Below are 12,058 nucleotides of genomic sequence, written 5' to 3' on the forward strand. Positions count from 1 at the left end.
AGGGCGGGACCAAATCATGCTCCGAGAGAGGGGTAGGGGATCATTGGCCCTGCTGACCCAGATAGTCGGGGATATGTTCGGGATATTCGGGCCAGGCGCCCTGCTGGGTGCAGACAAAGGCTGCAGTGTTGACGGCAGCCCGGTGAGCCTGAGTCAGGGAGGCCCCCAACAGGCGGTTGATGGCGAAGGTGCCGGAGAAGGCGTCGCCGGCCCCGACCGTGTCAGCCACAGTGATTTCAGGCGTGGGCAGGTGGGAGGACTGGCCGTCCGCCAGATAGATCGTGCTGTAATCGCTGCCGGCGGTCAGCACGATGGTGTCTAGGTGCCACTGATCCATGAACCAGTGGCAGAGCTCATCATCGGTGGCTCCGGGCACGTGGAACATGTCACGCAGGGTGACCAGTTCTTCGTCGTTGAGCTTGAAGACCGTGGCCATGTCCAGCAGCTCCTGAATCAGATCCTTGCTGTAGAAGGTGCCGCGCAGGTTGATGTCGAAGAAGCGCATGGCATGGCTCTTGGTGTGGCGCAGCACCTGCAAACAGGTTTCGCGAGACTGTCTGCTGCGCATGCTCAGCGTGCCGTAGCAGACGGCGTCGGCCTTGCTGGCCAGACCGGCCAGGTCATCCGTGTATTCCAGATGGTCCCAGGCCACATCGGGCTTGAAGACGTACTGGGGGATGCCCTCAGTCAGCTGGACCTCAACAGTGCTGGTGGGATGGTCGTTGTGCTGCAAGACGGCATCGACGCCGGCCTTCTGGACCGCATCCTCGAGCTCCCGGCCCAGGTCGTCGCGTCCCACGGCGCTGATGGCGTAGCCTTCCGCCCCGTTCTTTGCGGCGTGATAGCTGAAGTTGACCGGTGCGCCACCGGCCCGCTTGCCTGTTGGCAGGACGTCCCAAAGGATTTCGCCGATGCTGAGGACCACGGGTTTACTGGTCATGGTGTTCCTTTCCTGATGACGGGTGATGCGCCCGCCTTGTGCTTGTTGATTTCACAGCTGTACGGCCCATACTGGCCGGGTGCTCCAAAAACTGGCTGGCAGCTACAGCCGCAGCGCCGGTCAGCGTAGCATCGGCTGGAAGGCGGGAGAGCAGGATCTGCGTGTGCTCTCGCAGGCCAGGCAGGGAGCGCTGGGACACTATGGATCGGACACGTTCCAACAGGCGTGTACCGGCTCCGGCCACCATGTCTCCAATGACGATCTGGGCGGGGTTGTAGGCGTTGACGATGGTTACGCAGCCATAGCCCACATAGCCGGCTATCTGATCCACCAGGGTCTGGGCGGCCTGCTGGCCCGTGCGGGCTTTGTCGAACAGGCCAGCGCAGGCCTTGGCGTGGGTCATGGCCTCGACTCCAGGGAAGTGATCCCGCATATCCGGCTGGCACATGCGGCGGTGGATGGCTACCGCCGAGCAGTAGCATTCCAGGCAGCCGCGATTGCCGCACTCGCAGGGCAGTCCGTTCAGATCGATGCTGACGTGGCCGATCTCGGTGGCCGCTCCCTGGCTTCCGTCCACCAGGGCGCCCCTGTCGATGACTCCAAGCCCAACGCCTTCGCCCACCAGAAAGTAGGCCATGCTGGATGCGCTCACCCGTGGGTCGAACAGACTCTGAGCCAGTGCGCCGGCGCGGGCGTCCTGCTCGATGAAGGTGGGTACACGGAAGGCTTGGCCGAATTCGTGGATAAAGTCCACGCCACGCCAGCCAGGCATGCTGGTGACCAAGGCGATGTGGCCGGTCTCGCGCAGATAGGGGCCCGGTATGGCCATGCCTACGGCGACGATGGCGGGGTTGGTCTCCAGTCGTCTTCCCACCCGGGTTCTGACCTCGGCTACGGCGCCAGGGATATCATCGGGGTCGACGGGAGGCAGATCCTCCGAGTCCAGCAGACGGCCGCTGATGTCGAACAGTCCGATGCTGACCAGGCTGCGGGCGAACTTGACTCCGATAACCTGATAGCGGTCGGCGTTCAGGGCCAGGCCGATGGATCGACGGCCGCCCTCTGAGTCCATGCTGCCGGTCTCGCTGATCAGGCCCAGGTCAATCAGACGGCCTGCCAGCTTGCCCACGGCTGCCGGCGTCAGATTGAGGTCTCGGGCCATCTGGGCTCGCGAACTGGTACCGTGCTGGTGCAGATATTGGACTATACGTGACTGGTTGAGCTCGGAGAGGGCCTGTGGCGTGCTGGCGTATGGGCTGCCGCGCATGTCAACCTCCTCCTTGAGCAGTACGGTCACGCGATCTTCGTGCACTTTATGAACGACGTTTATATATTAACACTGTTTATTATCCCTGCGCAAACTGTTCCGAACAGCTCACGCTATCCAGACAGGGGCAACTGCATGGTTGGCTGTGTCGTCATCAACCAGGAAGTTGGCCAGCCTCTGTCTCTGCACCAATGCGATGAATTGCAGATTCTTGCCTTTGCTGCTGTCATTGTGTGCTACCGATGGCCGCTCGCCCTGGGTGCCGGCATCATTCCCTGTCCCCGGCGTATGGGTAGATTGAGGAGGTGGCCATGATGGCCATAGCCGGGGCATGCCGGTGATGCAGTCGTCGGCGGCATCAGCCTATTTCGGGAAAGGCATGGAGCATGAGTCTTGATAATGGCATCGACACCGTTGCCGATTCTTCGCGAGAGCGTCCGTTGGCTCTGATTCCCCAGCCGCTCCATGTGCAAAGGGGCCGGGGCCAGTTGCTGTTGCCGGTGGCGGGCAGAATTATATGCGGTTCAGCAGTTGACCAGGAGCTGGGTTCCGTCCTGAGCGACCAATTGACAGATACCATCAGGCGGGCTGCAGGAATGGTCTGGGACCATTCGCGAGGACAGGCTTGGACTGGGGCGATCAGTCTGGATCTGGACCAGAGACTTGGCCCCCAGGAGTATCTTCTGCGCATCGCCGATCCTGGGGAGCGCCGTCCAATTGTGAATATCCGCGGCGGTGACTGTCAGGGGCTGCGCTGGGGGGTGCAGACCCTCCGGCAGATCATCATGCAATGCGGTCCTGTGCTTCCGGCCCTGCACATCCAGGACCGACCTGCCTATCCAACGCGCATCTACAGCCTGGATGTGACCCGCGGTCGGGTGCCCACCATGGACTGGCTGCGGCACTGGGCGGATATATTGGCCTTGTATAAGTTCAATCAGCTGCAGCTCTACATCGAGCACACCATGGCTTTCCCGGGCATGAGCGAGGCCTGGAGGGGCACAAGCCCCCTGGAGCCCGGGCAGATCACCGATTTCGACGGCTACTGCGCCCGTCTGGGCATCGAGTTGGTGCCTTCGATCTCCACCTTCGGCCACCATTACGCTAACCTTCGCACTCGCGGATTCAGGGATCTAGGCGAGTTTCCTGAGCAGGCGGACCGGCCTTACTCTTTCATAGAGCGCCAGGAGCACCACACCATCAATGTCAACCACCCGCAGGCCCTGGCATTCTCGACCGGACTGATTGACGCCTACGCGCCGCTTATGTGCACACGTAATTTCAATATCGGCGGTGACGAGACCTACGATCTGGGCAAGGGGCGTTCGCGGCAGGATGGTTCCAGCAAGGATCCTGCTGATATGTATGCCGATTATCTGATCAGCCTGTGCAATCACCTGCATGCACGGGGCCGCCATCCCATGTTCTGGGGCGATGTCGCTGTGTCCATGCCCAGAGTCTTGGACAGGCTGCCCAAGGACTGCACATTGCTCAATTGGCTCTACGACCCGCAGGTAGGGCCGGAAAAGGTTGCCCTTGTGGCCTCTACAGGGGCCCGGCAGGTAGTCTGCTCGGCCGTTCACGCCTGGAATCTTCTCCTGCCGGGAATCGACGATGCATGGAACAACATCAGCCGTCTGAGCCGATACGGAATCCAGTACGGTGCCGTTGGGGCCATGGTTACCGACTGGGGCGATTACGGGCACATCAACGATCCGCGCATGAGCCTGCCTGGCATGGCCTACGCCGCCCAGTGCTTCTGGAACCCGAACGACGATGATAGAGTCCGGGTGGACAGGGATCTGGGCTTGCTGATCTATGGGGATGCGACAGGGGACTATCTGCCGGCACTGATCCAGGCAGGCTCCAGTGAGGTCTTCGGTTGGGAGGACATGGTTCGTTACTGGGAGCTGGATGACGGCCATGGCGGATTGAACCAGGATGTGGCCCACTTCCTTGCCGGTGCATTGCCCGTCTTGCCCGGACTTGATTCGTCCGCCGATGCCGACGAAGCTCGCCGGGGTCTGCTCATGGCTTTGCGCAGTCGTCTCGGGCAGGTGGATCAGCTTGACGATCGGCTGGTCGACGCGGCTGCGCGCATGGGCAGCGCCGCCGCCGGATGCGGGGCCGACGCGGGCAGGGCCTTGCAGGCCCAGCTGATGGCTGTCCATGGCCAACGCCTCTTCAACGCACTGGGTCGCAGTCTGGCTGTCCGCCATGATGTTCTGCCTGGAGCTCCGGATGCCAGAGCCGACCGGGACCTGGCGGATGCTTTGGAGATCTGGTTCGAGTCTTACGCCACGCTCTGGCGTCAGGTAAGCCGTGAATCGGAGCTGGGTCGGATCGCCCATGTAGTCTGGGGCTTTGCCGATATTCTGCGACGGGGGACGAACCACTGATCGGATCGGTTGCGGAATCATATCGAAAGGCGGCAAGAAGGCAAGATTACCATCAACGAGTACCGCACCGCTCTGCGGCATTTTAAGCTTTCCTGGCATGGAGTCTCAGGATTGCATAAATGCCGAGCCGGGCAAATTACCCAGCCCCGCTTGACTGTCATTGCCTCGGATGATTGCTTATGCCAACGCTTGAAGCCGACAGGACAAGCCATCATGCCAAAAGGAGTTCGGCTTTCGTTGTTGGGTGCTAGTCGGGCACTGGGCCCTATACAGTGAAAGAGCTTCTTGAAATCAACTGAGTGAGACTGAGGGTGGCGATAACGCCTCTATATAATTCAACGAATTGACAAAATCGATCCATCACTCTATGCTTGATGCTCAGGCGGCAGGGACTGGCTTCCTCCCCTGTGAACGCTGTCAAAGGCAAATGCAATACGCAAAGGAGCATTTCGGATGGGTCTGTGGGACGTTGACAAGATCGAATACGTGGGTCGCCAGGGCATCAAGGAAGGCCTAGGCTTCCGCTACTACGACAAGAACAAGGTGGTGGCTGGCAAGCCCATGAAGGACTGGCTGCGCTTCGCCGTGGCCTGGTGGCACACTTTCAACCAGGGCCTGGTGGATCCCTTCGGTGATCCCACCGCGCAGAGGCCCTACTACCGCTACACCGATCCTATGGATCAGGCGCTGGCCAAGGTGGACTACGCCTTTGAGCTTTTCACCAAGCTAGGGGTCGAATTCTTCTGCTTCCACGACCGTGACCTGGCTCCCGAAGGCGACACTCTGCGAGAAACCGACGCCAACCTGGACAAGGTGATCGACCGCATCGAGGCCGCCATGAAGGACACGGGCGTCAAGCTGCTCTGGAACACCTCGTCGCTCTTCACCAATCCCCGTTTCGAGGCCGGTGCCGGCACATCGCCCTTCGCTGACATCTACGCATACTCAGCGGGTCAGCTCAAGCACAGCCTGGAGATCGGCAAGCGTCTGGGCGCCGAGAACTACGTTTTCTGGGGTGGCCGTGAAGGGTATGAATCCCTCTGGAACACCGAAATGAAGCGTGAGCAGGACCACATGGCCAAACTCTTCCACATGTGCGTGGACTACGCCAAGGAGATCGGCTTCGATGCACAGTTCCTGATCGAACCCAAGCCCAAGGAGCCCACACTCCACCAGTATGACTACGATGCAGCCACCACCATCAACTTCCTGCGCACCTACGACCTTCAGGACAACTTCAAGCTCAACATTGAAGGCAACCACGCCAACCTGGCCATGCATACCTATCAGCATGAGGTCCGCGTGGCCCGCGAGGCCGGATTCCTGGGATCCCTGGATGCCAACCAGGGCGACAAGCTGATCGGCTGGGACATGGACGAGTTCCCCTCGGACCTCTACGATGCCACCGCCGTCATGTGGGAGGTGCTGGCCAACGGGAGCATCGGGCCCCACGGAGGCCTGAACTTCGACGCCAAGCCGCGCCGTTCCTCCTTCCTGCCCGAGGACCTCTTCAGGACCCACATCGTGGGCATGGACACCTATGCCGCCGGTCTGCTGGTCGCGGCAAAGATGCATGAGGACGGTTACATCGAGCAGCTGCAGCAGGAGCGCTACTCCTCCTTCGATTCCGGCATCGGCGCCACGGTTGAGGACGGCACGGCCACGCTGGCCTCCCTGGAGGAGTACAGCCTTGACAAGCCGCAGGCCGAACTGATCGCCGCCGACAAGTCCGACCATCTTGAAGTGGTCAAGGCCACCATCAACAACTACATTGTGGAGGCTCTGGCTCAGGCTTGAGCCTTAGCCAAGCATCGCTCAACCCTGTACGACGGAATTCGCCCGTCGTGCAGGGTTTTCTTATGCGCTTTCGGCTATCCGGGATTGTTGTGCGTCATGGTGAAAAGACACTCGCATATGTCTGCGAAAAAATAAAGCGGGGATTTTCTGATCTGAGCAATGCCTGAGGCCTGAGGAATAGCCATTCCTGGAGTATTGGCATCTCTGTTCCTCTAAGCGACTTTTCTGTGTTTCCGAGGATTTTCGTGGCTCTTGTGTGGTAAGGGGCTATAATGGAACTAAATCGCTTTAGTAGATCATCGAAGAACTACTGCGAACAACATGGAGGTTGTCGATGTCGAATGAGGCAGAGGGCAGGCCGGAAAGTAATCGCGAAAGTGATGAACCGGGACCTATTTTGGCCGGTTATTACCGCGCCTGGCGCGATAACTGTGGAAGGCGGAAAGGGGACTCAGTTTCGCTTGGCGATGTGCCCGCAGACCTGGATCTTGTGTCCATCATCACCAATGGAGAAGTCGATGATGATTTCTGGGTTGCTCTGCCGTTCTACATTGAAAAACTCCACGCGCAGGGCACAAAGGTGGTCCGAACCTTGTTTTTGGACTGCCTTTATCGGGACGCCTATGAGGATTGCGGCAAAGTCCACGCTTTCACTCGGCTTAGCGAAGAAAGGAGCGGACCAGAACGCCGTGCCGACGAGATAATTGCCAACTACCTAAAGCCCTTTGACTACGACGGCCTGGTGATCGATGTTGATCATGAACCTGAGTCCGATAAAATGGCTGCCGCAGCCGCGGTGTTTCACGCTTTGGCGAGAAAGTGGGGACCGAGTTCGGCATCCTCGCGCCTCATGATTTTCGATCAGGATATTCTTCTGCCTCAGACCAGTCTGATTGCTCAGGTCTATCAAGATTGCTCCTATTATTTCGCTGACACCTATGGCATGGATGTTCGTCGTATTCAGGGTCTTTTCGAGCAGGTCCGCGACTTTGTACCTGCTTCAAAATTCGTCACTGGTTTTTCATTCTATGAAGAAGGAGGCCCTCGATGGGGTGATGTCACGTATCCGATTGAAGGAAGCAGGGTCAAAGACCTCCTATCCTGGCATCCGACTGGTTCGAACCGCACAGGAGGACTTTTCGCCTACGCAATAGATCGCGATGGGGTTGCTCAAGGTGACGATCGGTTGAGGCGAACCGATTATGAAATCATGCACTATGTAAAAGAAAAATTGGAGAACAAAGGAGTCTCTCATGAATAAGCTGGGAAAAATATCAGTCATGTTGCTGGCCGCGGCTACCAGCGTCGGGATTTTATCGTCGTGTGGCTCTTCCGAATCGGATAAGAAAACAGTCAAGTTTGCCTACCAGGCCACCGGAGACACCAGTGCTATAAGCAAGTGGATGAAAGACGTCAAAGCCCAGTTTGAGTCTGAGAACAAAGGCGCCACTTTGAAGCTGGAGCCTATCAAATCGAACGGGGATGACTATGGCAGCAAGCTGGCCTTGATGAGCAAATCCGAAAAAACCGCTCCAGACCTCATGATCCTTGACACGGAAATGATCCGTCCCTATGTAGCGGCTGGTTACCTTAAGCCCATTGATGACCAACTGAAAGGGTGGAAGGATTGGTCGCAGTATTTTGACAGTTCGAAGAACGCCGGCAAAGCCGATGATGGAAAAATCTATGCAGTTCCTCTGGGCACTGACACCAGGGGCATCTGGTATAACAAAGACATTCTCAAGAAGGCCGGCCTGAGCGACAACTGGCAGCCTAAGTCCTGGGATGATGTGATCGATGCAGCGACAAAGATCAAGAAAACGCAGCCTGATGTAATACCGATGAACCTCTATGCCGGCCGTCCTCTGGGAGAGGTCTCCGTCATGCAAGGCTTCGATATGCTTCTTTACGGCACCAAGGGTGGCACACTGTACAACACCAAGACTCAAAAGTGGGTCACTGGTTCCAAGCAATTCAAAGACTCCCTCCAGTTCATCAAGGATATTTACAGCAAGGGTCTGGCACCCTCGCCCCAGCAGGCTCTGGATCCTCAGCTTGGTGACAAGGTCGGGCAACAGTGGATGCCTCAGTCGAAACTTGGCATGTCAATCGAGGGCAACTGGCTGGCTTCATCGTGGATGCCAGGCGGCGACAGCGAATGGACTGACTGGCAGAAGCATATCGGCTGGTGTGGTTTCCCAACTCAGAACGGGCAGAAGCCTGGCCTGATTTCAATGTCTGGCGGCTGGGGCCTGGCGCTGTCCAGCCATACGCAGAATCCTGATCTTGCTTTCAAAGCGCTCAAAGTTTTCCAAAACGAGAAGCACGCTGCAGCGTACGACACAATCTCCGGATCAATCGCAGTGCGCAAGGATGTAGAGCAAGACAAGAAATACCTGGGATCCAATCCCACTATCAAGTTCTTCACGGATTTGGCCAAGTACAGTCAGTACAGGCCTGCAAATTCCCAGTACAAAGAGGTTTCCGACCAGGTCGCCATAGCCACGGAAAGCGTATTGACCGGCCAGAAGTCAGTCAAGGATGCAGCAGCTGAATACGATTCAGCGATAGCCAAAACTGTAGGTGCCGATCATACAGAAGCCGCGAAGTAACCGAATTCCATTCGCTGGTTTTCTTTCGTGACTGAGAGAAGAAAATGAATAGCAGCACAAGAAAGAAATTGATAAACGCTGAGCACTACACCCCAATTCTACCAGCAGCGGCGATGATGGTGCTTTTCCTGCTTGGCCCAATCATATGGTCCTTGTATGCCTCGCTGACCGACTATTCAATGGTTGGTTCAACGGCTGTCAACCCACACTTTGTCGGTCTGAAGAACTATGTGGCGCTCTTCACGGATCCTGTTTTTCCCAAGTCCCTCTGGCTGACCATTCTTTTGATCCTGGCCTCGGCGCTAATTGGGCAGAACATACTGGGCATGGTATTGGCTCTGCTCAGTCAAAAAGCGCCCAGAAGACTGACAAAGGTCGTGGACTCAATAGTGGTTCTGGCCTGGGTCATTCCGGACATTGTCGGATGCTACTGCGCCTACGCGCTCTTTGCTGGCGGAGGCACTCTTGACGCTCTGGGCAAGGCGGTGGGTGCCGATTGGTCGGCTCTCCTCTACTACCATCCAATGACCATCGTCATCATTGTGAACGTCTGGCGCGGCACTGCCTTTTCAATGCTCATCTATCAAGCCGCTCTGAACGACATCTCCAAGGATGTAATCGAAGCTGCCGAGATAGACGGCGCGAACGCCTGGCAGTCTTTCTTCAGAATCAAGCTGCCTATTATGAGGCACTCGATTCTTACCAATTTGATGTTGATCACCCTGCAGACACTCTCCGTCTTCAGCATCATCATTGTCTTGACTGGCGGGGGGCCTGGCACGAATTCGAGCACCCTTCCTGTTCTTGCCTACTTGGAGGCTTTCAACTTCTCGAAGTTGGGATATGGAACAGCCATCTCGGTGATATTGGTCGTCGTGGGTGCCCTCTTCTCGGTGCTCTATATCAAGCTGCTAAGGACAAATGATGAAGACTGAAGCTACTCTTGATCCACGGATGAAAGCGCCGCACAGGTACGACTGGATGAAGCTGGTCGCTGCGATACTGACAGCCTTGATAGGTTTTCTTTTCGCTGCGCCCATGCTCTGGCTGCTGGTCGCCTCCTTCAACACGCATGCAACCCTGTCTTCGTTCAACTTGGGTTTTTCCCTCCAGAACTTTGCGAAGGTATTCAACATGCAGACCTTCGGGTTGCCTATCGTCAACTCGCTGATCATCAGCATTGGCACATCGGTCCTAGTGGTGACTTTTTCGGTCCTGGCAGCCTATCCTCTCTCCAGATTCCGTTCAAAGACCACCAACCGGACCGTTAACGCCATCCTCTTCGCCAGTTGTTTGCCAATTACAGCCATGATGGTCCCTGTTTACGGGATATTCGTCCAGCTTCACTTGATCGATTCACTGACCGGGACTGTTCTTTTCATGACTGCCTGCGGATTGCCGCAGGGCATCTTCATGATGAAGAATTTCATGGATTCAGTGCCGGTTACCTTGGAGGAAGCCGCTTGGGTGGATGGAGCCACGAGGATGCAGGCCCTGTTCCATGTGGTCGTGCCTCTGATGGTTCCATCGCTTCTGGTCATCTTTATATCGGAATTCGCTGGGAACTGGGGGAACTTCTTCGTTCCCTTCATGCTTCTGATGTCTCCGGATAAAGAACCGGCAGCCGTCAGCATTTACACCTTCTTCGGGCAGCATGGCACAGTTGCCTACGGCCAGCTGGCAGCTTTCTCGCTGCTGTATTCAATACCCATTCTGATTATTTACGAAGTTACGAATAGATACATTGGCAACCAAACCCTGCTTGCCGGTGCAGTCAAGGAATAGAAGAAGCGTCGATGCCGCGGAGAGGAGGGAATCGACATTTTATTTGCTTCAGTTAAAGAAAAACAAGTTTGAAAAGAGATCAACCATGAAAATCCGGAGAATGATAACGGCATCAATGGCCATTCTGGCCTTGGCAGGAACCTCCGCAATAGGAGCCACTGCTGCCTGGGCCGAATCTGATGCTCAAGGGAAGACCCATGAGATGACTGTTGCCTATTTCAGGGCCTGGAGAGATACGCATTCGGATCCGACTGTCAACTTCAACTCGATGTCGGATCTGCCCAAACAGGTGGACATAGCTATCGCCTTTCCCAACCCGGAGACCACTCAGGCCTTCTGGGACACTCTTCCTGGGCAGATTGAGTCACTGCACAAGCAGGGCACAAAAGTGATCAGGAGTCTGGATATCAGCCTCTTCTATAAGGATGATTTCAACGACCCTCATGACCATCAGTCTCTTTCGCCCATGGAAAGCAATGCAGAGGGGTACGCCAAACGCGCCAGCGAGCTCAAGAGGTCCTATCTTTGCTTCCCTGGACTTGACGGCTTTGTTGTCAACGCAGAGGCGAGCATGACCCCCACCGACGTTCAACGGGCCAAGGGGGTTCTCAGGGCCATGTCGAGCTACTACGGGCCCAAGTCACCTGAGCCGAGTTCCATCTTTGCTTATAACACCAACAAGCCTGGGACCAACAGCCTCTATAGGGGAGTGTCCGACGTGGTCTCTTACGTATTCGCCGATGCCTACGGGCGTTCGGTCGGAGCCCTCCAGCGGGACTGGGAGACCTACAAGGGCACGATCAAGAGCAGGCAGTACATTCCGGGTTTCTCCTTCTATGAAGAGCGGGGCGGATGGTGGTATGACACCGAAGAGCCGATGTCAACCAGCAGGGCCATGCAGTACGCTCTTTGGGAGCCTGATGACGGGGCCGATGGCACACAAAAAGGCGGCGTTTTTGAGTATGCCGTCGATAGAGATGGAGTGCGTCGAGGCGACGACAAGCTTCAACCTACGACCTTCGAATGGACCAAGGCCCTTTCAGCGGCCATGAACAAGCAGTGACGGTCATCTGAAGATCGAGGGTCCTTCTGCCTTCCGGCACCTGGACCCTCTTTTATTGCTGCCAATTCGCGAACAGTGAACAAGAGCCCATTTCCAGAAGCCGCGAAATAAGGCTGAAAGTGTCCTCGGAGGTTGCAAGTCTTCATGGGCCAGTGGGTTTGCTCAAAGCGTGTGCTGGTCCCAAAACGTTGTGAT

At 56.6% G+C, this 12,058-nt stretch carries 9 protein-coding genes; 7 read left to right on the forward strand and 2 right to left on the reverse strand.

The genetic code is table 11. From position 1 onward, the window contains the following. Nucleotides 1-40 precede the first annotated feature (40 nt). Both GYM67_RS03075 and GYM67_RS03080 read right to left on the reverse strand, forming a co-directional pair. Nucleotides 41-940, reverse strand: coding sequence for a carbohydrate kinase family protein (locus tag GYM67_RS03075; protein ID WP_220237075.1), 900 nt, complete (start codon nt 938-940; stop codon nt 41-43). After that, nucleotides 930-2,207 carry an ROK family transcriptional regulator gene (locus GYM67_RS03080; RefSeq protein ID WP_220237379.1) on the reverse strand — a complete coding sequence of 426 codons (1,278 nt, stop codon included), beginning with the start codon at nt 2,205-2,207 and terminating at the stop codon, nt 930-932. The genes GYM67_RS03075 and GYM67_RS03080 overlap by 11 nt, the downstream gene beginning before the upstream one ends. Before the next feature lie 386 nt (nt 2,208-2,593). Here GYM67_RS03080 and GYM67_RS03085 point away from each other — a divergent pair, with 386 nt between their 5' ends. From GYM67_RS03085 to GYM67_RS03115, 7 genes are all read left to right on the forward strand, one after another. Continuing rightward, entirely contained in the window at nt 2,594-4,606 is a 2,013-nt protein-coding gene (locus GYM67_RS03085) for a glycoside hydrolase family 20 zincin-like fold domain-containing protein (protein ID WP_220237076.1), read from the forward strand. A gap of 453 nt (nt 4,607-5,059) precedes the next feature. After that, a complete protein-coding gene (xylA, locus tag GYM67_RS03090) occupies nt 5,060-6,403 on the forward strand; it encodes a xylose isomerase (protein ID WP_220237077.1) in 1,344 nt (447 codons plus the stop codon). Between the two features lie 334 nt (nt 6,404-6,737). After that, complete coding sequence (locus GYM67_RS03095; protein ID WP_220237078.1) at nt 6,738-7,664, forward strand: EndoS/ChiA family endoglycosidase; 927 nt, start codon at nt 6,738-6,740, stop codon at nt 7,662-7,664. 142 nt (nt 7,665-7,806) lie between these two features. Continuing rightward, nucleotides 7,807-9,015: an extracellular solute-binding protein gene (locus tag GYM67_RS03100; protein ID WP_220237079.1), complete on the forward strand. Its 1,209-nt coding sequence runs from the start codon at nt 7,807-7,809 to the stop codon at nt 9,013-9,015. Nucleotides 9,016-9,128: 113 nt separating this feature from the next. Further along, complete coding sequence (locus tag GYM67_RS03105) at nt 9,129-9,950, forward strand: carbohydrate ABC transporter permease (RefSeq protein ID WP_220237080.1); 822 nt, start codon at nt 9,129-9,131, stop codon at nt 9,948-9,950. Beyond that, nucleotides 9,937-10,800 carry a carbohydrate ABC transporter permease gene (locus GYM67_RS03110; protein ID WP_220237081.1) on the forward strand — a complete coding sequence of 288 codons (864 nt, stop codon included), beginning with the start codon at nt 9,937-9,939 and terminating at the stop codon, nt 10,798-10,800. The genes GYM67_RS03105 and GYM67_RS03110 overlap by 14 nt, the downstream gene beginning before the upstream one ends. A 100-nt stretch (nt 10,801-10,900) precedes the next feature. Then, entirely contained in the window at nt 10,901-11,863 is a 963-nt protein-coding gene (locus GYM67_RS03115) for an EndoS/ChiA family endoglycosidase (protein WP_220237082.1), read from the forward strand. The last annotated feature ends 195 nt before the right edge of the window (nt 11,864-12,058 follow it).

Origin of the sequence: Bifidobacterium asteroides, assembly GCF_019469425.1 — a bacterium.
GTDB classification, from domain to species: domain Bacteria; phylum Actinomycetota; class Actinomycetes; order Actinomycetales; family Bifidobacteriaceae; genus Bombiscardovia; species Bombiscardovia asteroides_I.

Excerpts from the sequence above, each read along its gene's own strand:
- GYM67_RS03075 (WP_220237075.1), bottom strand. The coding sequence starts at position 940 with ATGACCAGTAAACCCGTGGTCCTCAGCATCGGCGAAATCCTTTGGGAC.
- GYM67_RS03080 (WP_220237379.1), bottom strand. The coding sequence starts at position 2,207 with ATGCGCGGCAGCCCATACGCCAGCACGCCACAGGCCCTCTCCGAGCTC.
- GYM67_RS03085 (WP_220237076.1), top strand. The coding sequence starts at position 2,594 with ATGAGTCTTGATAATGGCATCGACACCGTTGCCGATTCTTCGCGAGAG.
- xylA (WP_220237077.1), top strand. The coding sequence starts at position 5,060 with ATGGGTCTGTGGGACGTTGACAAGATCGAATACGTGGGTCGCCAGGGC.
- GYM67_RS03095 (WP_220237078.1), top strand. The coding sequence starts at position 6,738 with ATGTCGAATGAGGCAGAGGGCAGGCCGGAAAGTAATCGCGAAAGTGAT.
- GYM67_RS03100 (WP_220237079.1), top strand. The coding sequence starts at position 7,807 with ATGAAAGACGTCAAAGCCCAGTTTGAGTCTGAGAACAAAGGCGCCACT.
- GYM67_RS03105 (WP_220237080.1), top strand. The coding sequence starts at position 9,129 with ATGATGGTGCTTTTCCTGCTTGGCCCAATCATATGGTCCTTGTATGCC.
- GYM67_RS03110 (WP_220237081.1), top strand. The coding sequence starts at position 9,937 with ATGATGAAGACTGAAGCTACTCTTGATCCACGGATGAAAGCGCCGCAC.
- GYM67_RS03115 (WP_220237082.1), top strand. The coding sequence starts at position 10,901 with ATGATAACGGCATCAATGGCCATTCTGGCCTTGGCAGGAACCTCCGCA.